General features: G+C 60.4%; 21 protein-coding genes, 1 tRNA gene and 1 pseudogene. 9 read left to right on the forward strand and 14 right to left on the reverse strand.

Going from position 1 to position 23212, the window contains the following annotated elements:
* The first annotated feature begins 3 nt into the window (after positions 1-3).
* Positions 4-1122: a quinohemoprotein amine dehydrogenase subunit beta gene (peaD, locus tag Q1W70_RS18765; protein ID WP_166592507.1), complete on the forward strand. Its 1119-nt coding sequence runs from the start codon at positions 4-6 to the stop codon at positions 1120-1122.
* Positions 1123-1213: 91 nt separating this feature from the next.
* Here the strand turns inward: peaD and Q1W70_RS18770 are convergent, their stop codons facing one another.
* Both Q1W70_RS18770 and Q1W70_RS18775 read right to left on the reverse strand, forming a co-directional pair.
* Positions 1214-1612, reverse strand: a complete 399-nt coding sequence (locus tag Q1W70_RS18770; RefSeq protein WP_302097742.1) for a lysozyme inhibitor LprI family protein — start codon at positions 1610-1612, stop codon at positions 1214-1216.
* Positions 1613-1667: 55 nt separating this feature from the next.
* The gene (locus tag Q1W70_RS18775) at positions 1668-2084 is read right to left on the reverse strand and encodes a GFA family protein (protein ID WP_166592505.1); all 417 of its coding nucleotides are present in this window, start codon (positions 2082-2084) and stop codon (positions 1668-1670) included.
* 172 nt (positions 2085-2256) lie between these two features.
* On the opposite strand from Q1W70_RS18775, the gene Q1W70_RS18780 reads away from it, so the two are divergent.
* Positions 2257-2715: an SRPBCC family protein gene (locus tag Q1W70_RS18780; RefSeq protein WP_302097743.1), complete on the forward strand. Its 459-nt coding sequence runs from the start codon at positions 2257-2259 to the stop codon at positions 2713-2715.
* A gap of 30 nt (positions 2716-2745) precedes the next feature.
* Entirely contained in the window at positions 2746-3564 is an 819-nt protein-coding gene (locus tag Q1W70_RS18785) for an aminoglycoside phosphotransferase family protein (protein ID WP_302097744.1), read from the forward strand.
* 216 nt (positions 3565-3780) lie between these two features.
* Here Q1W70_RS18785 and Q1W70_RS18790 read toward each other — a convergent pair whose 3' ends face one another.
* Positions 3781-5106 carry an aminotransferase-like domain-containing protein gene (locus Q1W70_RS18790; RefSeq protein WP_182341481.1) on the reverse strand — a complete coding sequence of 442 codons (1326 nt, stop codon included), beginning with the start codon at positions 5104-5106 and terminating at the stop codon, positions 3781-3783.
* A 91-nt stretch (positions 5107-5197) separates the two neighbouring features.
* On the opposite strand from Q1W70_RS18790, the gene Q1W70_RS18795 reads away from it, so the two are divergent.
* Both Q1W70_RS18795 and Q1W70_RS18800 read left to right on the forward strand, forming a co-directional pair.
* Complete coding sequence (locus Q1W70_RS18795) at positions 5198-5827, forward strand: LysE family translocator (protein ID WP_166592501.1); 630 nt, start codon at positions 5198-5200, stop codon at positions 5825-5827.
* Between the two features lie 17 nt (positions 5828-5844).
* A complete protein-coding gene (locus Q1W70_RS18800; protein WP_166592500.1) occupies positions 5845-6183 on the forward strand; it encodes an antibiotic biosynthesis monooxygenase family protein in 339 nt (112 codons plus the stop codon).
* Here the strand turns inward: Q1W70_RS18800 and inhA are convergent.
* A complete protein-coding gene (gene inhA / locus Q1W70_RS18805; RefSeq protein ID WP_166592499.1) occupies positions 6180-6872 on the reverse strand; it encodes an isonitrile hydratase in 693 nt (230 codons plus the stop codon). The genes Q1W70_RS18800 and inhA overlap by 4 nt on opposite strands.
* Positions 6873-6979: 107 nt before the next feature.
* Here inhA and Q1W70_RS18810 point away from each other — a divergent pair, with 107 nt between their 5' ends.
* Positions 6980-7960, forward strand: a complete 981-nt coding sequence (locus Q1W70_RS18810; RefSeq protein WP_166592498.1) for a GlxA family transcriptional regulator — start codon at positions 6980-6982, stop codon at positions 7958-7960.
* A gap of 164 nt (positions 7961-8124) precedes the next feature.
* Here the strand turns inward: Q1W70_RS18810 and Q1W70_RS18815 are convergent, their stop codons facing one another.
* A complete protein-coding gene (locus Q1W70_RS18815) occupies positions 8125-8730 on the reverse strand; it encodes a TetR/AcrR family transcriptional regulator (protein ID WP_166592497.1) in 606 nt (201 codons plus the stop codon).
* A gap of 133 nt (positions 8731-8863) precedes the next feature.
* Here Q1W70_RS18815 and Q1W70_RS18820 point away from each other — a divergent pair, with 133 nt between their 5' ends.
* The gene (locus Q1W70_RS18820) at positions 8864-10039 is read left to right on the forward strand and encodes an MFS transporter (protein WP_166592496.1); all 1176 of its coding nucleotides are present in this window, start codon (positions 8864-8866) and stop codon (positions 10037-10039) included.
* A gap of 489 nt (positions 10040-10528) precedes the next feature.
* Here Q1W70_RS18820 and Q1W70_RS18825 read toward each other — a convergent pair whose 3' ends face one another.
* The 6 genes from Q1W70_RS18825 to Q1W70_RS18850 form a co-directional block, all read right to left on the reverse strand.
* On the reverse strand, positions 10529-11914 hold the full coding sequence (locus Q1W70_RS18825) for an efflux transporter outer membrane subunit (protein ID WP_166592495.1): 1386 nt from the start codon (positions 11912-11914) through the stop codon (positions 10529-10531).
* 7 nt (positions 11915-11921) lie between these two features.
* On the reverse strand, positions 11922-13895 hold the full coding sequence (locus tag Q1W70_RS18830) for a MacB family efflux pump subunit (protein ID WP_166592494.1): 1974 nt from the start codon (positions 13893-13895) through the stop codon (positions 11922-11924).
* The gene (locus Q1W70_RS18835; RefSeq protein WP_166592493.1) at positions 13896-15074 is read right to left on the reverse strand and encodes an efflux RND transporter periplasmic adaptor subunit; all 1179 of its coding nucleotides are present in this window, start codon (positions 15072-15074) and stop codon (positions 13896-13898) included. It abuts the gene before it with no gap.
* A gap of 275 nt (positions 15075-15349) precedes the next feature.
* Positions 15350-16321, reverse strand: a complete 972-nt coding sequence (locus Q1W70_RS18840) for a magnesium and cobalt transport protein CorA (protein WP_166592492.1) — start codon at positions 16319-16321, stop codon at positions 15350-15352.
* Positions 16322-16426: 105 nt separating this feature from the next.
* A complete protein-coding gene (locus Q1W70_RS18845; protein WP_166592491.1) occupies positions 16427-17149 on the reverse strand; it encodes a 1-acylglycerol-3-phosphate O-acyltransferase in 723 nt (240 codons plus the stop codon).
* 315 nt (positions 17150-17464) lie between these two features.
* Complete coding sequence (locus Q1W70_RS18850; protein WP_166592490.1) at positions 17465-18154, reverse strand: crotonase/enoyl-CoA hydratase family protein; 690 nt, start codon at positions 18152-18154, stop codon at positions 17465-17467.
* Positions 18155-18462: 308 nt separating this feature from the next.
* On the opposite strand from Q1W70_RS18850, the gene Q1W70_RS18855 reads away from it, so the two are divergent.
* A tRNA-Ser gene (locus Q1W70_RS18855) sits at positions 18463-18552 on the forward strand.
* A gap of 187 nt (positions 18553-18739) precedes the next feature.
* Positions 18740-19603, forward strand: a pseudogene (locus Q1W70_RS18860) (phage portal protein); the annotation flags it as partial.
* A 44-nt stretch (positions 19604-19647) separates the two neighbouring features.
* Here Q1W70_RS18860 and Q1W70_RS18865 read toward each other — a convergent pair.
* The 3 genes from Q1W70_RS18865 to Q1W70_RS18875 form a co-directional block, all read right to left on the reverse strand.
* Positions 19648-20415, reverse strand: a complete 768-nt coding sequence (locus Q1W70_RS18865) for a hypothetical protein (protein ID WP_166592489.1) — start codon at positions 20413-20415, stop codon at positions 19648-19650.
* Positions 20416-20561: 146 nt separating this feature from the next.
* The gene (locus Q1W70_RS18870; RefSeq protein ID WP_166592517.1) at positions 20562-21917 is read right to left on the reverse strand and encodes a Fic family protein; all 1356 of its coding nucleotides are present in this window, start codon (positions 21915-21917) and stop codon (positions 20562-20564) included.
* A gap of 336 nt (positions 21918-22253) precedes the next feature.
* Entirely contained in the window at positions 22254-22823 is a 570-nt protein-coding gene (locus Q1W70_RS18875; protein ID WP_166592488.1) for a hypothetical protein, read from the reverse strand.
* Positions 22824-23212 lie beyond the last annotated feature (389 nt).

Below are 23212 nucleotides of genomic sequence, written 5' to 3' on the forward strand. Positions count from 1 at the left end.
AGCATGCTTCGTACCAAAGCCTGCGGCCTGGCCGCTTTCGCCTTCCTGGGCAGTGTTTCGCTCAGTGTTCTGGCCGATGAAAACCTGGCGCTCAACGCCGGTCACGAATACATGGTGACCACCAACTACCCCAACAACCTGCACGTCATCGACCTGCAGACCGACACCCTGTACAAGTCCTGCGAGCTGCCCGATGCCTTTGGGCCCGGCACCATTCAGCTGTCGCCGGATCGCAAGACGGCCTACGTGCTCAACAACCACTACGCGGATGTGTATGGCATCGAGCTGGACAGCTGCAAGCAAGTGTTCCACGCCAGCATCACCCAGCAACCGGGGGAGAAGGCCCGTTCGATGTTTGCCTTTACCGTCAGCCATGACGGCAAGGAGCTCTACACCATCGCCAACCCGACCCGGATGCTCAACGACCGTTACGAGGTGCAGGCGCCCCGCCTGGATGTCTACGCCACCGACGCCGGTGCCAGCGCCAAGCCGGTGCGCAGCTTCCCGGCGCCACGCCAGCTGACCATCATGCAGAGTGGCGACGACGGCACCCTGTACGTGGCCGGTGCGGATGTCTACAAGGTCAACGTCAAGACCGGCAAGTTCGACGTGCTGATCCCCAGTCGACACTGGAAACGCCCCAACTACAGTGCGCCGGACGTGCTTTACGTGTGGAACCAGCAGACCTATCGCCATGACTTCTCGCTGCTCTACACCGCGGCGAAATTCAAGGATAAGAAACAGGACCCTGCCACCGCCGAGTACCTGTATGGCCTGTTCAGCGTCGACCTGAAAACCGGCAAGACCGAGACCACCGACTTCGGCCCGCTGACCGAAATCTACTTCAGTGGCATGCGCTCGCCCAAGGACCCCAACCTGATGTTCGGCGTGCTCAATCGCCTGGCCAAGTACGACATCAAGCAGAAGAAGCTGATTCAGGCGGCGACCCTGGACCATTCCTACTACTGCATTTCCTTCAACAAGGCCGGCAGCAAGATCTACCTGGCCGGGACCTTCAACGACGTGGCGATCTTCGACCCCGAGACCATGCAGCAGATCGGCAGCATCAAGCTGCCGGGTGGCGACATGGCGATCACCACGGCGCAGGTCTTTACCCGGTAATGGGCGGCAAACCCCTGACGTGAAAACACCATGGCCCTTTAAGCACCGGCATGCCGGCGCAGGGGCCTGGTGACGTCGGCCAATCCTGCGATCAGGAACGCACCGGGCAACTCAGGTCGCCTTCCTGGCAGTCGAGGTAGCTTTTGAAGGTCTCGACCCGTTTTTGCGTCAGGTCCGCCAGGCACTGGTTGTGGATCATCGGGTACACGCTGCCACCTTCGACCCCGGACGCCGCAAAGGTGCACTCGGCATCACGAAACGCCAGCCAGGCGCGTTGCGCGCTCAGCAGGCGTTTTTTGCCTTGGGGATTGTCCTTCAACTGACCATTGATCTGTTGGTACAGCGTGTTGAGTTGGGCGTCGGCCTGTTTGTATTGCGTGGCCGCGCACGCATTCAGCGTACCTTGGTTGCTGGCTTTGGCGCAGTCATCGGCCTGGACGCCAGTGGCGGCCAGCAAAGGCAGGAGGCTTAGTAGAAAAACGATACGCATGGGAAAACTCGCTGGCGCTAAAAAGTTGAGTGAGTGTAGAGCAGCGGCAAACTCTTCAGCGCTCGGTGTCAGCCGGTGGCTGCCATTGTGCGCATTCGACCAGTCCCTGGTGGGCCACCCACGGCACATCGTGGGAGGTCCAGATATGGGCCTGGGGTCTGTGGCCCGGATCGTCATCAAGGGTCGCGACCCGCACGATCACATGGGGCTGGGCCGGGCGCTCAGCCACCAGGTGGCTGCCACAGCGCGAGCAGAAATGCCGCAGCTTGCCGGGCGAGGACTCGAAACTGGACAGCAGCTCAAGGCCCCGGATCCAGCGAAAATGCTCACGATTGACCCCGGCCGTCGAGGCGAATGGCGCCGCATGGGCCTTGCGGCAGGTATGGCAATGACAATGGCTGATCGGCATATCGAGGCTGTCGACTTCATAGGCGATGGCCTGGCACAGGCAACTGCCGTGTAGTGTGGGCATGGGTATTCCTTCCCGGGACTGACGAGTGGTAAAAAGCCGACATTAGCACTGTTGGCCGGGGCCTGTCGGGGCTCGGAACGATGGGCGTTGCCGCGAGTCGTATCGGTTGAATGCAACGGCAAGATTGCTCGTTCGGTCGTCCGCGCCTAGTGTTCATCACAGGAGGTGCCCAATGCACACATCAGATCGCATCGAAAGAAAGATCCTGCTCAAGGCGCCGCGCTCGACGGTATGGCGGGTGGTCGCCAATGCCGAAGCCTTTGGCCAGTGGTTTGGCGTGGCCCTGGAGGGCAAGCGTTTCGTCGCCGGTGCGCGGACCCAGGGGCAGATCACCTACCCGGGTTATGAGCACATGGTCTGGGATGTCGAAGTCATGCGGGTCGAACCGGAGCGGGTGTTCGCTTTCCGCTGGCACCCCTATGCCGTAGACCCTGGCGTCGACTATTCTGGCGAACCCACGACCTTGGTACAGTTCGAGCTCGAGGACATGGACGGGGGCACCTTGCTGCACGTGGTCGAGTCGGGGTTTGACAGGATCCCGGCAGAGCGTCGTCTCAAGGCCTTTCGCATGAACAGTCGCGGCTGGGACGCGCAGATGAACAACATCGAGACCTACCTCGCCATCCCTTGAAATTCCCACTGAGCCTTGAATCGCCCCCGCATGTTTGAACCCTACCTCACCCAATGGCAGTTGCACCCCGAAGGGGAGCCGATCATTACCCTGGGCAGCCGCCTGCTCCCGGTGCGTTACCAGGGGTTGCCGGCGATGTTGAAAATCGCCCTCGATGACGAAGAAAAGTTCGGCAACCTGCTGATGACCTGGTGGGCGGGAGAGGGCGCCGCGCGGGTCTACGCCCATGATGGTGCGGCGCTTTTGCTGGAGCGCGCCGAAGGCCGGCGCTCACTGCTGCACATGGCCATGCACGGGGCGGACGACCTGGCCAGCCGGATCATCTGTGACGCCGTGGCGCGCCTGCATGCCCCGCGCTCGGCACCGCTGCCGCCCTTGGTCGACATGGCGCACTGGTTTCGATCTCTGGCACCGGCGGCACGCCGCCATGGCGGGCGGTTGCGACAATGCCTGGCCAGTGCCGAGTACCTGCTGGCCACCCCCCAGGAGGTTGTTGTGCTGCATGGCGATGTGCACCACAACAACCTCCTCGATTTCGGCCCGCGGGGCTGGTTGGCGATCGACCCGAAGCGGGTGACCGGCGAACGGACCTACGACTACGCCAACCTGATCTGCAACCCGGACCTGCCCAGCGCCACCGACCCGGCACGGTTCAACCGGCAAGTGGCGCTGGTCGCGGCGCAGGCAGGGCTGGAGCCGCGGCGGTTACTGCAATGGGTCCTGGCGTTTGCCGGCCTGTCCGCCGCCTGGTTCCTGGAAGATGACGACGCGCCTGCGGCCGACAAGCAACTGCAGGTGGCCAATCTCGCGCTGTTGGCCCTGGAAGTCGGACACCCCGAGGGTGCTTGACCTGCACGCTTATAGCGAATGTCTTACATGAGTTACTTGCTATGTCGTCTATTGCGCATTGGATCCGAAGCGTAATCTTCACCCATCAACTGAGCACAGGATGTACTCAGGATCATGGATGATCGGCCATATGCAAGGAACGCAGCGACAGGATGTCGTCATGGTCTTGAAAACCCGCTTCGGCGGGTTTTTTTATGGGCGCGATAAAGTGCCGGTTCACCCTGCGACGGCTTCACGCACGCGCTCCAGTGCCTGCTTGAGGCGGTCCATGGCCACTGAACCCATGGCTACTCGCAAGGCATGGGGCACATGGGCGGTGGTGGCAAAAGGTTCGGCGCTGGTCACCATGACCCCTTGGCGTGCCAGGTCTGCCACCACCCGGTCGGCGCGCAGGCCCTCCGGCAATGGTAGCCAGAAATAGTAGGACGACGGATGACCGATCAAGGTGCTGTGGCGCAGGACCTGGCGGGCCAGCGTTTGTCGGCAGTGCGCATCCTGGCGCTTTTGTTCCTCGAGGTCATCGACCACGCCGCTGTCGATCCAGCGACAGGCCAGGGCGACGTTGAGCGACGGTGTGCTCCAGGTGGAAATGCGGATGGCATGCTCCAACGCTGGAATGATCGCCTTGGGTGCGACCACAAATCCTACCCTCAGGCCGGAAGCGACACTTTTCGACAAGCCACCGATGTACACGGTGCGCTCGGGTGCCAGGGTAAACAGCGGTTTGGGCGATGGCTCCGCAAGAAAGGCATAGGCCCCGTCCTCGATCAGCACAAATCCATAACGCTCGGCCAGTTGTGCCAGGCGCAGCCGGTCGGGGGCGGACATCACCGTTCCCAGCGGATTATGCAGGGTCGGCATGCAATACAAGGCGCGCACCGGACGTCGCTGGCACAGGGCCTCCAGCGCATCAAGGTCGGTGTGCCCGGCGATTTGCGGCAGCGCCTCCAGGTCCAGGCGATGCGCCTGGGCCAGGGTTTTCAGTCCGGGGTAGGTCAGTGCGTCCAGAGCCAGCACATCCCCGGGCTTGAGCAAGGCCATCAGCGTTACGGCCAGGCCTTGCTGGGCACCGTTGACGATCAGTACCTGATCCCCGGCCACCCGAATCTCTCGATTGCGCAAATGCCGGGCGGCGGTCTGCCGCTCATGGGGGCGGCCACCTTGGGGGGGCGAATGCAGCAGGGCATCGAGATCGCCCGAGGCGGCCAGTGCCCGCAGGCCTTCGCGCAGCAGTTCCGCCTGGCCAGGCACCGCAGGGTAATTGAATGTCAGGTCCACGCTGCCCGCACTCAGGGGCTGTTGTTCCAGGCCCAGGCCGCGCGGCACTGATGCATCTCGCACGAAGGTGCCGCGTCCGGTTTCGCCAACCACCAGTCCACTGGCCTCCAGCTCGTTGTAGACCCGCAACGCGGTGGCCAGGGCGATACGCTGGCTGGTCATCAGCGCGCGAAGGGTGGGCAGTTGGGTGCCGGGTGACAATGCACCGCTGCGGATCTGTTGGGCGAACTCATCGACGAGGCGTTTGTAGCGAATCCGGGACATGATTTTTCGCTGCCGTGTATCTAGATCAATTTTTTGTTTGTATCAGATGTTAGCTCTACTCTACAGCCTTTGCTGACCGAGCGCGGGCGCCATGATTGATCTGACGAGCTTATGGATATTTGTCGGCGCGGTAGTGTTGTTGCTGCTGTCTCCGGGCCCGAACATGGCGTTTGTGATCAGCCATGGCGTCAGCTATGGGTGGCGCGGCGGGGTGGCCGCGGGGCTGGGTATCGGCCTGGCGGACCTGCTGCTGACGGCGCTGACCGCCACCGGGATCACCACCCTCGTCGCCAGTTGGCCGCCGTCTTTCGAGCTGATTCGTTATGCCGGTGTGTTGTACCTGCTGTGGCTGGCATTCAAGACCCTGCTACAAAGCTCGGCCACCAGAGCGGCATCGGCCCCGCTGGAAGCACTGCCAACCCTGCTACTGCGGGCCATGCTCAACAGCCTGCTCAACCCCAAGGCGCTGCTGTTTTTCATGGTGTTCCTGCCGCAATTCGTGCACCCGGAGCAAGGGCCGATTGCCCTGCAACTGGTGGTGCTGGGCCTGGTACTGACCTCGGTCAGCGTGGTGTTCCATATCCTGCTGGGGGTCTTTGGCGGTGTCCTGCGCCGGCGCCTGGCAAGCCGTTCCCCCTATGCTCGTCTGCAAGCCCTGGGCCTGGCCGCGGTGCTGATACTGTTGGCCGTCCGGCTGGCACTGCTGACGCGCACCCCCTGAGACCACAAGGAGTTGTCATGTACATTGCCGCATTCATCTACAAGCCGGGACAGCAGGACCAGGAATTCCAGCGCTTGAGTGCCTTGATCGACGAAGTCGCCAGTAGCCTGCCAGGATTTGTCGGCAGCCAATCCTGGCGTTCGGCCGATGGCGAGCTCGTCAACGCCAGTTATTACTGGCAGGACCAAGCCTCGATTCGCGCCTTCGCCACGCACCCGCGTCACCTGGAAGCCAAACGGCAGTACCGCAAGTGGTACGCCGGTTACCAGGTGGTGATCGCCAAGGTCGAGCGAGCCTATGGCGACGGCGGCGTCAGTTCATTCGTGGTGAATGACCGCCAGGCCGGTCCCCATTAGCCGAGCGGGTCCTGCAGCCTGGCGGCGGCCCGTTGGGTGATCAGCCTGCGCTGGGTGAGCGAGTCGGCGGCCAGTTGCCTGGCCCGTTGCAGCACGGCCTCGGGCGCGGTTTGCGGCTCACCCGAGGCAAAGGGCGGGGCGGGCGCGTACTCGAGTTGCAGTTGCACCAGTTGGGCGACGTCATCGCCATACAGTTCCGCCGCCAGGGTCAGGGCAAAGTCGATCCCGGCCGTGATCCCGCCACCGGTCAACAGGTTTCCGTCGCGCACCACCCGCTCCTGCACCGGGATCGCCCCCTGCAGGCCCAGCAATGAGTGATAGGCCCAGTGGGTCGTCGCACGCTTGCCCTTGAGCAGGCCGGCGGCACCCAGTACCAGGGCGCCGGTGCACACTGAGGTCAGGTACCGCACCTTGGTCGCCTGGGCCTGGATAAACGCCAGCACCTGCGCATCTTCCATCAACGGCCCGACACCGCTGCCACCGGGGATGCACAACACATCCAGGTCAGGGCAGTCGGCGAAACGGCAGGTTGGCTGCAGCACCAGGCCGGTGCTGGCCGTCACCGGCGCCAGGTCTTTCCAGATCAGGTGTACTTGCACGTCCGGCAGCGACGCCAGCACATCGTAGGGCCCGGTCAGGTCCAATTGCTGCACCTGTGGGAACAACAGAAAACCAATCTGCAATGGCATGACGCTCTCTCCTGGGTGGGTAAATTCACCCCCGCCAGGGGGTGGACGACTTGACTCTAGGCTTCTAGTCTTTGGCGTACATGCCAATCAACCCTCGAATTACGCCAATGTCTACGACCCCGCCGAAACCCATTCATGTGCTCGCCTTCGCCAAGGTGCAGTTGCTGGACGTCACCGGGCCGCTGCAGGTATTTGCCTCGGCCAATGATGTTGCCGCCCAGCGCGGGATGCCGACGCCCTATGCGCCCCAGGTGATCAGCCCGGGTGGTGGCGCGGTGCTGTCTTCTGCTGGCCTGGCCCTGCTCGCCGAACCCTTGCCGGAGACGGCCTCCGACACCCTGATCATCGCCGGTGGCTGGGGGGTGTATGCGGCGGCCCAAGACCCGGCGCTGGTGGATTGGGTGCGCCAGCAGGCGACGGTTTCGCGACGGGTGGCTTCGGTCTGCACCGGGGCTTTCCTGCTGGCGGCCAGCGGCTGGCTCGATGGGCGGCGAGTGGCGACCCACTGGACCCGTTGCGAGCAACTGGCCCGGCAACACCCGCGCCTGCAGGTCGAACCCGACCCCATCTTCATCAACGACGGCCCGGTCTGGACCTCGGCCGGGGTCACGGCGGGCATCGACCTGTCATTGGCGTTGGTGGAGACCGACCTGGGGCGTGCGATGGCCCTGGAAGTCGCCCGGCAACTGGTGGTGTTCCTCAAGCGCCCAGGTGGTCAGGCACAGTTCAGCGTGACCCTGGACCTGCAGCAGCAGGGCAAGCGCTTCGACGACCTGCACGCCTGGATCGCCGACAACCTCAGCCTGGACCTCGGTATCCCGGCGTTGGCGCTGCAAGCGGGCATGAGCGAACGCAGCTTCATCCGCCACTACCGCGCCGACACCGGCCAGACCCCGGCACGCGCCATCGAGCGGATCCGCGTGGAAACTGCGCGCCGTCTGTTGAGCGATACCGGTCTGCCGATCAAGCGCATCGCGGTGCAGTGTGGGTTTGGCAGTGAGGAGACCTTGCGTCGGAGTTTTTTGCGGGCCATGGGGGTGGTGCCGCAGGTTTATCGCGAGCGGTTTTCGCGGGAGGATTTGCGGTGAGGCTGTGGTGTTCTTGATCTTGGGTTTTGTGGGTTTATCCGTTGCTGGGGTGATGGCGGCTAATGGTTCCTTCGCTACGGTATCCATCCGGGGCATCGTCTCCGGTTTGCTTCGCTGCACCTCCTCTCGATGGCAGACTGGCGCGCCGGCCGGGGAGTTCAGGTTCAGGTCGGTTGACTTGCGCCGTCGATGCGCAAGCCGCGCAACATCAGCGCCAGGCCCGCCAACGCTTCCTCCAGGCGTTCGGCGGGTGCTGGATCGCGGGCGATCCACAGCGCGGCGTGCACCAGGCTGCCGTTGATCAAGCGTGCCAGGGCTTGGGGTGGGGCGACGGCAATGGTCTGCCGGTCCATCAACTGTTCGAGCAGACGGGTCAGGGTGGCGATGCAGTCCATTTGCAGCGACAGTGTCAGGTCGCCGAGTACGGCCGGGGCGTCCAGCAGCATGATGCGCTGGATCTCGGTTTCCTGGGCCATCTGCAGGTACGCGGTGCAGCGTTGGCAGAAGCCGCTCCAGGGGTCGCTGGCATTGGCTGAGATCGCGTCGAGCCGGGCGTCCATTTCGCCGTCGATCTGGGCGACCACCGCCGCCAGCAGGCCTTTCTTGTCACCGAAATGGTGATACAACGCGCCACGCGTCAAGCCGACGTGAGCGGTCAAGTCGTCCATCGAGGTGTGGCCATAGCCTTGGGTGGCGAAGGCGTGGCGGGCGCTGCTGATCAGTTTGGCGCGGGTCTGCTCGATCATTTCGGCGCGTGGTCGCTGGCCCATGGTGTCCCTCACGGTTTTTCGGTTTGACATACGACGCGTATGTTTGCATGATTTTGTACATACGCAGCGTATGTATTTTTACCACGCTGACGCTTTATGGCAAGTTACATGCCCCATAAGAGGATGGAACCTGATGGCAAACCCCTATTCGGCCTTGTTCAAGGCACCCGGCAGCCGGGCCTTTGTGCTGGCCGGGATGATTGCGCGCATGCCGATATCCATGACCGGCATCGGCCTGATCACCATGCTTTCGCAGCTCCACGGCGGGTATGCATTGGCCGGAGCCGTGGCCGCGACCTTCGCCTTGGCCACGGCGGTGTGTGCACCCCAGGTGTCGCGCCTGGTCGACCGCTACGGCCAGGGCCGGGTGCTGCCCATCGCGGCTCTGGTGGGCGGTGGTGCGCTGTTGCTGCTGTTGCTCTGTACGCGCTTGCAGGCACCGCACTGGACACTGTTTGTGTTCGCCGCGTTGGCCGGTTGCATGCCGAGCATGTCGGCGATGGTGCGGGCGCGCTGGACCGAGATCTATCGCGGTCAGCCACAATTGCAAACCGCCTACGCCCTGGAGTCGGTGCTGGACGAGGTCTGTTTTATTGTCGGCCCGCCACTCTCGGTAGGGCTGTGCGTGGTGGTCTTTCCCGAAGCCGGGCCGCTGGCGGCGCTGCTGGCGCTGGCCATTGGGGTCAGCGCGTTTGTCATGCAGCGCAGCACCGAGCCTGGCGTGCACCCCCATGACCATGCGCAACCCGGTTCGGCCATCGCCTCGGTTCACGTGCGCTGGTTGATCCTGCTGATGGTCGCCCTGGGCACCATTGTCGGCGTGGTGGACGTGGTCAGCGTGGCCTTCGCCCAACAGCAAGGGCAGCCGGCGGCGGCGAGCATCGTGCTCTCGGTGTATGCCATTGGTTCCTGCCTGGCAGGCCTGGCGTTTGGTGCGCTGAAAACCGAGGTACCGCTGCCGCGCCTGTTTCTCTATGGCGGGGTCGCGACGGCGCTGACCACGCTGCCGTTGCTGCTGGCGAGCAATATTGTCGGGCTGGCGCTGACGGTGTTCATCGCCGGGTTGTTTTTTGCCCCGACCCTGATTGTCGCCATGGCCCTGGTCGAACGCATCGTGCCGCCGGCCAAGCTCACCGAAGGCCTGACTTGGCTCGTGACCGGCCTGAGCATCGGCGTGGCCATTGGCGCCGCCGGCTCCGGCTGGCTGGTGGACGCCTTTGGCGCGCGCAGTGGGTTCTGGTTGGCGATTGGCGGGGGGGCGGTGGTGCTGGTGGCGGCGGTACAGAGCTATCGTCGCTTGCCGGCCTGATCGAGACTGCCTGGCTCCTCTGACAAAACGCCGCGGCCCCATTCCTGAGGCCGCGGCGTTTGACGGTGGGGGTTTAGAAGTTGTAGGTCATGTTCGCCGTGACGGTGCGACCTTCGAGGTAGCAGCAGTCCAGGGCGTTGCTGCTACCGGCCGGCCTGCTTTTTCTGGGTGGGTTATTTCTGTGGGATGCCTTTGTGGGAGCGAGCTTGCTCGCGATAGGGCCGGCACAGCCAGCAATTATGGCCCCTGACCCACCGCCATCCCAGGCAAGCCTCGCCATGCTGGCCATACGCAAAATGTACGGGCCGTCACATTGCCTGTGGCAGCGGCTTGCTCGCGGTAGCACTCCGGCTGTTGGCCTTATCGCGAGCACACGCGGCGCCGCCCGGCTCGCTTGTATGTTTAGACGTTAAGAGGTGGGACTCGAGTTCAGCTTCTGACGCTGGCCGGTAGCGACCGTGGGGCGTGCCAGTGCCCTGCATCGTCAGCTCACCAATTGCCCCCCAACGCTTTGTATAAGCCAATGCTGGCCTGCAACCGCGCCAGGCGCAGTTGCACGTTCAAGTCCTGGGCGGCAAACAGGGTGCGTTGGGTTTCCAGCACGCTGAGCAGATCCTCGGCGCCGGCCTGGTAGCGGCTCTGGGCGATGTCGAAGGCGGTCTGGGCCTGGGCCAGTTCCTCGGTTTGCCATTGGCGCTGCTGGTCGAGGCCGCGAATGCTGGTGAGGGCTTTTTCGACGTCGGCGAAGCCATTGATGATTGCCCCGCGATAATGCTCCAGCAGCTCTTGCTGGCGCGCGGTGGCGCGGTCGCGTTCGGCGCTCAGGCGGCCGTTGTTGAAGATCGGCGCCACCAGCCCGGCCGTGAGGTTGTAGAACGGACTGCGCAACAGGTCGCCGACGGTGTCGGCCCCCGAGCCAATGTTGGCACTCAGGGTGACGCTGGGCAGCATCGCCGCACGGGCCACGGTAACGTCGGCCTGGGCGGCCGCCAGTTGCGCTTCGGCGCGGGCGATGTCCGGGCGGCGGCTGAGCAGGTCGCTGGGCACCCCGCTGGCGATACTCGGCCAGCTCATGTGGGCGAACGTCAGGTGGCTGCGTGGCAGCGCTTGCACCGGACGACCGAGCAGGGCCGCGAGGCTGATCCATGCTTCTGCGGCCTGCTGTTGCACCAGCGGTAATTGCCGCTGCTGGGCCGCCACCAGGCTCTTTTGCTGGGCCAGTTCCAGGGCCGTGGCCGACCCCGAATCGTAGCGGGTCTGCACCAGTTTCAGCACGCTTTGCGCGTTGCCCAGGTTCAGCTCGGCGATGCGGCTTTGCTCGGCCAGCGACAGGCTCTGGCTGTAACGGTTGGCCACGCTGCTGAGCAGGGTCAGTTCCACTGTCGCCTGGTCGAACTCGCTGGCGCGCACCCCTTGCAGCGCGCTGTCGCGGGCCGCGTGCCGGGCGCCCCAGAAGTCGATTTCGTAACTGGCGCTGAGGCTGGCGTCAAAGTAGTCCACGGCCTGGTTGCTGCTGTCGGCATCCAGTTGGCTGTAGCCATTGCCGCGCAGCAACTTCTGGCGGTTGGCATTCAATCCGCCCTGGACCTGCGGCAGCAACGGGCCAGCGGCGATCACCGCCGTGGCCTGGGCCTGGCGTACCCGTGCCACGGCGGCCGCCAGGTCATGGCTGCCGAGCTGCGCCTGGGCGATCAGGCCCTCCAGCTCCGGGCTGCCGAACGTGGCCCACCATTGCTGGCGCTTTTCGTCGGTGCTGGCGCTGACGGGCGATTGCCAGGCGGGCGGCGCGCTGATGCCGCTGTCCGGGTGCTCGGCGGGGGTTGCGCAGGCGCCGAGCAGCAGGCACGCGCAGAGCAGGCTCAAAGGCGACTTCATCGTTCGATCATTCACTGGTAAGGGCCGTGACCGGGTCGAGCCGGGCAGCTTGACGGGCCGGCATGAAGCCGAAGATAACGCCGGTGACCAGGGCGCAGCCGAAGGCGCCGAGGACCGCGAACAGGGAAAACGCCACGGCCACTTCACTGAGGATCAGCGCGCCGCCCACCAGCAGGGCCAGGGCGATCCCGGTTATGCCGCCGACCACCGAGAGCATCACCGCTTCCGTCAGGAACTGGCGCAGGATGTCCCGTTGCCGGGCGCCAGTGGCCATGCGGATGCCGATCTCGCGGGTGCGTTCGCGCACGGTCATGAGCATGATGTTCATCACCCCGATGCCGCCCACCAGTAGGGAAATCGCGGCAATCGAACCGAGCATCAGCGACAGGGTATTTTGCGTGCGCGCCTCGGCCTGGATCATCGCGGCGTTGTTGGTCAGCTCGTAGTCCTTCTTGCCGTTGTGCAACTTGAGCATCAACTGGTCGATGGCCTGTTCGGCTTCCTTGACCTTGCGCGCATCGGCGGCGGCAATGGCGATGTATTCCGGCTCATACGTGCCGAACAGGCGCACGCTGGCGGCCGAGTAGGGGATGGCGATGCGGTCGTCGCTGTCCTGATCGCCCGAGCTGGCGCCTTTTTCCGCCAGCACGCCGACCACCTGGAAGGGCACGTTTTCGATCAGGATGTACTGGCCGATGGGGTCGGCGACGTCCTTGAGCAGCTTGTCGCGGACCTTCTTGCCGATCACCGCCACCGCCGCGGCATTGCGCTCGTCAGCCTCGGTGAAGTAGCTGCCCTCGACCACCGGCCAGTTGAAGATCGCCGGGAAGTTGGTGTCGTTGCCGCCGACGTAGCTCAGGTGGTCGGCGTTGCCAAAACGCACCCCGGCCTCCGCGCCGTTGACCGGCATGATGCGCTTGACCTGCGGCAGGCGGGCCAGGGCCGCGACGTCGCTGAGGGTGACTACGCCGGGTGGCGTGCGCGGGTTTGGCGCCGAGCCGCTGAGGTAAATGATGTTCGAGCCAAAGGCGCCCATCTGCGCCATCACCTGGCGCTTGCTGCCTTCGCCCACCGCCAGCATCACCACCACCGAGGCCACGCCGATGATGATCCCGAGCAGGGTCAGGGCGGTGCGAAAGCGGTTGATCCACATCACCCGCCAGGCCGCCTGTACGGCATCCAGCAGTTCGCCTTTCCAGGCGCCGCTGGCTGCGCTGCCCTGGCTCAGGCGTTGGCGCAGGTCGACAGCCTGCAGGGCGCCGGGGTTGGCCGACCGCTGGACCTGCGGGTTGTCGGCGGCACTGTCGCTGATAATCAGCCCGTCGCGGATTTCAATGACGCGCTTGGCCCGGGCCGCGACTTCGCGGTCGTGGGTGATCAGGATCACCACGTGACCCTGGCTCGCCAGTTCATCGAGCAGGGTCATGACCTCGGCGCCACTCTGGCTGTCGAGGGCGCCGGTGGGTTCGTCGGCGAGGATGATATGGCCACCGTTCATCAGTGCGCGGGCAATCGACACCCGTTGTTGCTGGCCGCCGGAGAGCTGATGGGGACGGTTGCCGGTGCGCTCCGCCAGCCCCAGCCGGGCGAGCAGGGCGGCCGCGCGGGCATGCCGTTCGGCGGCCGGGATGCCGGCGTAGATCGCCGGCATCTCGACGTTTTCCTGGGCCGAGCCCGAAGCAATCAGGTGGTAACCCTGGAACACAAAACCGAAGGCCTCACGGCGCAGCCACGCCAGTGCGTCGCTGTCCAGTTGCGCGACGTTTTCCCCGGCAAACCGATACTCCCCGGCGCTCGGGCGGTCGAGGCAGCCGAGGATGTTCATCAGTGTCGACTTGCCGGAGCCGGAAGCGCCGACAATCGCCACGAACTCGCCGGCATGGATCGACAGGTCAATGCCGCGCAGCACATGCACGTGGGGGGCGTCACCGCCGCCGTAGGATTTGCGGATGTCTTTGAGGTCGATCAGCGGCGTCTGCATTCAACCCTCGTTGCCGTCGACCGGACCGATCAGCAGGTGATCGCCCTCATTCACGCCGTCGAGGATCTGCACCTGCAAGCGGTCGCTGAGGCCGGTGCTGACTTCACGGGTTTCGATGCTGCCGTTTCTGGCGACCACCCGCACCTGCTGGCGGCCGGCCCTGGCGCTGTTCTGCAGGGCCGAAACCGGGGCGGTGAGCACGTCTTTCGCCGCCCCGGCGACAAAAAATACCTGAGTGGTCATTTCCGCCATCAACGCGTTGTCGGCGTTGTCGACATCCAGCAGCACGGTGTACAGCACCACCCGGGCGCTGCCGCTTTTACCGCTGCTGGAAGGGCTCCCGCCACCGCCGCCCTGGCCACTCGGGTCCAAGGGCTTGGGCGGCACCGGGAGAATCTGGCGCACCGTGCTCTGCCAGCGCCGCGCACCGCCGGCCAGGGTGGTGAAGTAAGCCTGCATGCCGGGTTTGACGTGGCCGATATCGGCCTCCGAGACTTCGGCCCAGACGGTCATCGGCGACAGTTTGGCGATGCGCAGGATCAGCGGGGTCTGCTGCTGGGCGTTGAGGGTCTGGCCGGTGCGGGCGTCCAGCGCCACCACGGTGCCGGCCATTGGCGCGTAGATGCGCGTGTAGCCCAGCTCCGCCTGATCGCTGCGCAGACTGGCTTCGGCCTGGCGGATCTGGGCCTGGAACATCTGGATGCGCGCCTCGGTGGCGCGCCGTTCGGCGTGGGCGGTCTGTACGTCCTCTTCACGGGTGGCGCCACCGGCGGCGAGGGTCTGCTGGCGCTGGTATTTCTGCCGGGCCAGGTCGTGCAGGGCCCGTTGCTCCTGCAACTGGGCCTTGAGGTTGTCGATGGAAAAACGCCCGGCATCGAGCTTGGCGTTCTGGGTCGCGGGGTCGATTTCCACCAGCAGTTGACCTTCCTTGACCACATCCCCGACCTCGACGTGGAGCTGCTTGATCTGCCCCGAGGCCTGGGCACCGACGTCGACATAGCGCCGTGGCTGCAAGGTGCCGAGGGCGGTGACGCTGCTCTCGATATCGCCGCGGCTGACCTGCACCGTGGCGAACTGATCCCGGCCGGGGGCGTTGAACTGCCAGGCAGCCAGGGCCATAACCGGGATCAGGCAAAGGCCTGCAAGCAGGGCGCGGCGGGTCTTTCGCGGGTGTTTCATGCAGGGTTCCGGTCAATGGAAATCGTCCCGTGCCCGCTGGCGCAAACAGCGCGACCACAGCCAGGCCCTGCCAGAAACGGTGGCAGTGACGGGGAACTGTCCTTAATACGATGGGCTGACGGGCAAATTTAGGCGCTGACACAAAGGGTTACAGCTGCCCGTCGGGATTATTTACGGCGCAATCGAAGCAGTGCTTCAAATCTATATGAGAGAAACATTGCCGCGTGCGCATGCGCCAAGGGGAAGCCGCTTGAGCGGGTGTCGCGCGCTGCCGTCTACAACCAGCCCGAGCGCTTGAAGCTGCCCCACAGCGCGGCGCAACCCACGCCGATAAACCCCAGCACCCCGAAGTAGCCGTAGTGCCAGCTCAGCTCCGGCATGTTCTGAAAGTTCATCCCGTAGATTCCCGCCACCGCCGTCGGAAACGCCAGGATCGCCGCCCAGGCGGCGAACTTGCGTTGCACCACGCTTTGCCGTGACGCCTCCAGCAGCACCCCGATCTCGATGGTCTGGCTGGCAATGTCGCGCAGGGTGGTGAGGTCTTCCATCTGCCGCGTGACATGGATCTGCACGTCCCGAAAGTAGGGACGCATGTTCTTGTCGATAAACGGGAATTTGAGCTTCTGCAGCTCCTCGCTGATCTCCACCATGGGCGCGGCGTAGCGGCGCAGGCGCAACACGTCGCGACGCAGGCCGTGCAGGTTCTGGATATCCCGCTCGTTCAGGGCGCTGTTCAGCACGTTGTGTTCCAAGGCGTCGATTTCGCCATGGATCGCTTCACCCACCGGCTGGTAGTTCTCGATCACGAAGTCGAGCAGGGCGTAGAGCACGAAGTCTTCGCCATGCTCCAGCAGCAGCGGGCGCGCCTCGCAGCGCTGGCGCACATGGGCATAAGAGGCCGAGTGGCCGTTGCGGCAGGTGATGATGTAGCCCGAGCCGGCGAAGATGTGGGTCTCGATGAACTCCAGCACGCCGTTCTGGCGCACCGGCGAGTAGGTCACGATGAACAGCGCGTCACCGAAGGTCTCGAGCTTGGGCCGGCTGTGTTTTTCCAGGGCGTCTTCAATGGCCAGTTCGTGCAGGTTGAACTGGCGTTGCAGGTTGGCCAGCTCCAGGGCACTCGGCTCTTCAAGGCCGATCCAGACGAAGTGCCCGGGCTTTGCCGCCCAGGCCGCGCCTTCATCCAGGGTGATATTGGTGACTTTCTTGCCGGCGCTGTAGACCGCGGCCGCAACGACTCTACCCATGATTGCGATTCACTTCTTCTTGACCAATGGCAGTGACAAACAGGGTGCAGCTTAGCCTGCTTGGGGAGGTCGGAGCGAGGCTAACCCGCAGCGCGGGCTGGGGAATCAGGCGGCTTGCAGTTGGCGGTCCATGGCCTCGATGCATTCACGCATCTGCTCACGGCACTGGGCCATCAGTTGCGGCATGTCGTCCAGGGTCAGGCCTGCGGTAGGAATAGGTGGCAGCGAGCGGATCAGGATCTGGCCGCTGTTCCAGCGGTTGAGGCGCATGTGGTTGATGTAGTTGCTGACGCACACCTGCACGATCGGCACACCGGCGGCAATCGCCATCTGGAACGCGCCCTTCTTGAACGGCAGCAGTTCCTTGCCCAGGTTGCGCGTGCCCTCGGGGAATACCCAGATCGAGGTGTCCTTGTGCTTCAAGGTGTGGGTGGTGGTGAGCATCGACTGGCGCGCCTTGTGGGCGTTGCCGCGGTCGATCAGCACATTGCCGGCCAGCCAGAACAATTGCCCGAACAGCGGCACCCATTTCAGGCTCTTCTTGCCGATGCACACGGTGCGGTGGGGCACCACGTTACCCAGCACAAACAAGTCGTAGTTGGACTGGTGGTTGGCAATCACCACGCAGCTTTGCTTTTTGTGGGTCAGCGAGTCGACGTCGGTCTTGACCCGCAGGCGCAGGATGCACATCGCCGGCCAGGCATAGAGGCGGGCGCACAATCGGCTGTTATCCGGATTGAACGGCCGGCACAGCCCGAGCAACACACCCAGCACACCCGCCAAAACAAAATGCAGGCCCATCAACAACATACGAAACAGATACAGCATCTACAGGCCCACCGGAGCAAAAGGTGGCGCAGTGTACGGATGTGCACTGTTTTCGGCAATTGCCGCTATATAGGTAGGAGATGGCCGATGTTTAAGCGCATGTTTCCGACATCTGCTGACGGATGCGGACTAGAGCGTTTGAGTGCTTTTCAACGGTCAATGTAGGAAAAAACCCGATGCCGGGCGGCAACGCTGCACTTTGTAGGAGCGGGTGCCCGCTTGCGGCTTGCTCGCGATGGACGTAAACGATGACGCGTGAAACCTGAATAAACGCGTTGTGTTTAAGTTCATCGCAAGCAAGCGCAGCGCCTGACGTTAAACCAGGTGGGCCTGATCCTGGGCGATGGCGCTGTCCAGTGCGTCCAGCAAGCCCTTGCGAACTTTGAGCTTGGTGTTCTTGTGGGCGGTCATGTTGATCTTCTTCAACTGGCGGGCTGCGGCCAGTGCCGCGCCTTGCAGCTCGTCGGCCGCGACCACCTTGTCGAGGAAGCCGGCATCCACTGCGCCTTGCGGGTCGAACATCTCGCCATTGATCACCGAACGGTGGAACGCCGACTTGCGCAGGCGATCACGGGCCAGCTCGATGCCGGCGTGGTGCATGGTCATGCCGATCTGCACTTCATTCAGGCCAATGCTGAACGGCCCCTCGACCCCGATCCGGTAGTCGGCCGACAACAGAATGAACGCACCCTTGGCCACCGCATGCCCAGGGCACGCAACGATCACCGGGAACGGGTGGGCCAGCAGACGGCGGGCGAGGGTCGAGCCGGCAGTCACCAGGCTCACGGCTTCCTTGGGACCGGCCGTCATCACCTTCAGGTCATAACCACCGGAGAGAATGCCCGGCTGGCCGGTGATGATCACCACCGCCCGATCCGTCACGGCCTGATCCAGCGCAGTATTAAACGCGGCGATCACGTCCGGGGAGATGGCATTGACCTTGCCATTGCTCAAGGTCAGGGTCGCGATACCGTCTTCGAGGTGGTAGGAAATCAACTCACTCATGACGCTATTCCTTGTATTGAAGTGCAGCAGACGTTACCCATGGCTGTCGGCCAGGTAAAGCGCCGTGACTGACCGGCCAGTCAGCCAAACCGGCTGCACCCGGCATGGCCAGCCACGGCCACCCGGCATTCCCCTCTATATAGAGGCACGGCCCGGGCCGGAGAATGGCCGGTTTGCCCTGCCCACAAAACCGCGTGCCCGAACAAATGTCTTAAGCGCATGAAAATTCTGAAAAAAATGTTTGCCATCAGAAAAGCTTTCGACTACATTAGCGCGCCTCGACAGACAGAACTTGTTTGAAGAGATACGGTGAAGTGTCCGAGTGGCTTAAGGAGCACGCCTGGAAAGTGTGTATACAGGAAACTGTATCGAGAGTTCGAATCTCTCCTTCACCGCCACATTCTGCAAACACAAACCCCCGATTTTCCTAGAGAAAGTCGGGGGTTTGTGGTCTCTGGCGTCTGGAAAAAGGCAATGTGGGAATGCGGGCTAGTGCAGGTGCGCTAGATAGCTATGGTTTAGCTGTCAGCATTTACCGCCTGTTCCTAACACTAGTAAATCCGCTTTGCTGACTAACGCTGTTAAGAGCAGCAACTGTCCCTCGATGGCCTGGCCCGTTCGGTTGGGGCAAGTGTGCACCTGAACTCGGGACTGATGTTCAAACGCAACTTGCTGAGCAAGACCTTCATCCCGCACCCGATGTTGTCCCGCGCCGCGTTTGAGCAGTTCGCCCTGGACTCGTTGTGTCTGGGCAATGGCTACCTGGAGCGCCGCCGCTCGGTGCTGGGCGGCACTCGGCAGCTTGTACCCCCACTGGCGAAGTACATGCGAGCCGGACCGGATGGCATGTTTTACCAGGTGCAGGGCTTCAAAAATGAGCATGCGTTTGAACCGGGCAGCGTCTTTCACCTGCGCGAGGCGGATTTGCACCAGGAAATTTACGGGCTGCCGGAGTGGATCAGCGCCTTGCAATCGGCCTTGCTCAACGAGTCCGCGACCCTGTTCCGGCGTAAGTACTACGAGAACGGCAGTCATGCCGGCTTCATTTTGTACATGACCGACGCTGCACAGACCGATATCGACGCACTGCGCAAGGCGCTCAAGGATTCAAAGGGGCCCGGGAATTTCCGCAATCTGTTTGTGTACTCGCCGACCGGCAAAAAGGACGGGATTCAGCTGATCCCCGTAAGTGAGGTGGCGGCAAAGGATGAATTCAACTCGATCAAGAATCAGACCAGGGATGACGTGCTGGCCAGTCTGCGGATACCACCGCAACTGATGGGCATTGTGCCGCAGAACGCTGGGGGCTTTGGATCGATCAGGGAGGCGGCGCAGATCTACGCGGCGAACGAACTGGAACCCATTCAGATGCGGATGCTGCAGCTGAATGATTGGGTTGGGGATGAGATTATAAAGTTTAGCCCGTATATAATCGACTCTCAGATTTAATTTGCATTGATTAAAGTAAAATATCTCAAGGATTGAATGAAGTCCTAAGCTGTAGGAGGGGTTTCGGTGTCAAGAGCCTCTATGTGAATAAATTTTCTTTCAGGATGAATTTTTTTTGCGATGGTTCTTAGATCTTTGAATGTTGATTTTAAGGAGTGGAGGGTTTCGGTGACAAGTTGATGCATAGTGCTGGATCCGAGCATTGCGCCTGCATAAAGACGCTCTCCTAATTCGGATTTATACTCGGCTACGGTCATGATTTTTCCATTTAGACCTTTTTCGCTAATTGCTATTTGAACTTCATTTACATAAAACTCGTTGCGAATGTTGATGGAGTGTATGGTTTGCTCGAATCTTTCCTGTTCAATTGAGATGTTTAGGATGATTTGGACTTCTCCATGTTCTATTAAGTGAGTAAGGCTTGCAATATTTTGACGTAGGTCGTGATAGGCTGGTGGCTTTAGAGCGGGTAAGTTGAACGCTCTTTCAAATGGAGTTGGAAATCGATCTAAGTCAAGTTTAAAGTTGCTTAATGCGTTCATTTGTCTAGCTAGGATCAGAAGACTCATGTCGAGCGAGTCTTTGTTGGTGTTGAGTACGATTTTGTCGTCCTCATTCTTTTTTAACTTGAACGCGAAATAGGCACCGATGAAAGCGCCGACTGCACTTATGGAGGCATTTATTAAGTAGTCCAGGCTTTTTGGTAATATAGTGTTTTCAATTGCAAGGCTTGAAAGATACCAAAGGTTTAGTGCGGCTAATACAGTAAGTATTCCGATGATTTCCGGGGAGTAATTCTTAATTCGATTCAAGATAGCTCCTGTTGTAATTGGTTGTGAAAGCTTTGAGTTAAGGGTGGGGCACTCTACGCTGGCTCAATGTGTGTATCTATTGAGGCTAAATCATGAAGACGCGGAATAGATGAGGCCGTTAAAACGGCCTCCTTTCAATATCATGTCTACGGCTTCCAAGCCTTTAGTATCTGCGTCTTGTCGATCATGGAGTAAATCCATTCATTCCCAACTTTTCGTTTGCTGAACAGCTTTAGTTCTACTAAGCCATTTAGAACCGTCGCAGCTGTGTTGTATGCACAACCAAGATTTTCTTTTACGTTTGTTACAGTGAACTCCTTGGCTACACCGGATTTGGCTACATTGAATACGATCCTCTGTTTTTCGCTTAGCTTTCCATATAGTCCGGATGAGTAAAGGAAGGTGTTGAACTCATCCATTGCCTTCACTGTTGCGTCATATGTTTTCTTGAATTGACCGATTGCTCTGGTTATTACTCTGCATTGGTAGTCAATAAAATATGTTAGGTCCATGTTGTCAGTTTCTGTGTATAGGTAGCTTTTCCCGTATTGTATTGGGGCGAGTTTAAGTAGTGTGCTAATTGCTATGTATCTAAATGCACCGAACCCCTTTTTAAACATGTACCAGTAAAATAGTGATCTCGCAACTCTGCCGTTACCATCATGAAATGGATGTTCGTACCCAATCGTAAAGTGTAGGGTGATTGCTTTAACGAGTGGGTGAATAAAGCTTTGACTGCTAACGTCTGAGTGATTGGTGTTTACCCAGTCTGCAATTGCTCTTAGCCGACTCTCCAGTGTTTCTGCTGGTGGTGGTTGATGGACGATATCCCCCTTTCCATCTTCGACGACGATGTTGTCGTCGTTTCTAAACTCTCCGGGATGGTATCTATCATCATCAATTCCTTCTACACCGACTTGATGCAGTTCGGTGATGAGTTCTAATGAGAGTTCTTTATCTCTGCATTCCCACGCGTGCTGCATCATTTTGAAGTTGCCGATGATCATCTTTTCATCTGGCGTTCTAGGGCCGGGCTTCTTTTTTAGTAGCTGTTTAGCCGCGCGGGTTGTTGTTGCTGCGCCTTCTAACTGACTGCTGCTGATGGCTTCATCTTCAATTAGATCATTAAGTAGATATTGTAAATGCTTCCCTTCACCAATTTTCGAGCACATCCATTCAAGTGCTGCTGTCGTCGTATTTTGATCGCATGCGGATACCGCTATATGCATGGTTGGCGTATAGAGAAACGTACACATCAGGGGTGGTTCCCCCAATGGAAGTGCGGGCATAAGTTGTCTCGCGCGAGCCCCTTTTACAATAGACCATGCCAATGCTGGGTCTACGTTTGCAGGCAACCGGAAGCGAAACTTATCAAAATGCAGGTAGCGACCTTTCGAATCGAGAGCGTGACTCAACTCTAGATAAGTGCCTGCCATCTCCGTGTGTTGCTCGATGACCACCTTGAAAGGGTTTAGAACCAGTTTAGGTGGGGACTTGATCATGCTCATTTCAGAATCCCTCAAATTTGAAATGAGCATACCGAGGCGGTAGCTAGATTTCAAATACTCAAAAAAATGAAATCCTTCCTCTCAATCTCAGGAGAGGAAATCGTTTCGTCGAGCTGAATTGGATGAGGTTTCGCACCGTTGTGGTGCGCTGTGCTTAAAGGCAGATCTGCGTAAGCTGGCGCGCGCCGTCATCCCCCCACCACGCCTGCGGGCTAAATAGGTCGCTTTTTCTGCATACCTGCAAGTAGCTCAAGCCCTCCCAGGCTGGGGGCTGTGTATGCGAATGTGAGGCAGCAAAAGCCTGCGAATCCCTGCGCAGGGCCTCTAAAACTAGTCTACGCCGTCATCAATGTCGTAACCGCCTTCCGCATTCCTGAGGTGATCACTCTCGTGATAGTCGAATAGACCGCCAAGATAGGTCATCAAAATTCGAAACTGATCAGCTGAATTCAAGAGCCATTGAGACGTTATGTCTTTCATATAGGTTGGCTTCATTGCTTTGTGCATTTCACGGTGTGTTCCATCGGGAACTCCTGGAACCCACTCGCCACATACCCGCTCTGGTTTTCCGTGCGCCAACTGATCACGGAATTTAAAGATCCTCGCAGCGAACTGTAATGGTCCGTCCCCCCAGGAGGGTTTCGCTCCTGCGACCTCGTGAAGGATTTCGATTTTGGTTCGCCAAGGTAGCCGTTCGATCTCACTCCAGAAGGTGACTTGCCTGGCACCCAACGTGTTGAGGTAAGCCTCCAACGAAAAAGCCATGAAAACGATGACTGATGGATATTCTCCTTCTGAGAGCTCGCCTTTTTCCAAACGGCTGATCATGAGGTAGAACGCACGCAGCGCTGTGGATTGCGCTGTGAAATTCATATATGGCCGCCATTGAACAGTACCCATAGTCACCTCCCTTGATCATGAGGATACAAGGATACCCGGAGGGAGCCGAAAATAGCGCTCACGTCGTTTCAGCTTAAGGGGCGAGAGGCATCACTATTGGGGGGGCGTTTGAAAAGAGTAATTTCAGTAACCAATCCAAGGAAATGCTCTGAAGGGCACGTATTCCGCTGGGTCGGGGATTACAAATAGGAGTAATAGAGAAGTAATTGAAAGCGTAATTATTGATCAAGTCATTGATTTTAAAGGGTTTTATTGATTGTTTGGATTGCATTTATAGGGAGTAATCAGATTACTTCAATATTACTTAAAGATTACCTTTTGCGAATCAAACAAAACCTATGTATTTCAAAGGCTTGCGTCTGAAAACTGGGCAATGTTACTGATGTTAC

Source organism: Pseudomonas kielensis (assembly GCF_030505375.1).
Lineage (GTDB): Bacteria > Pseudomonadota > Gammaproteobacteria > Pseudomonadales > Pseudomonadaceae > Aquipseudomonas > Aquipseudomonas kielensis.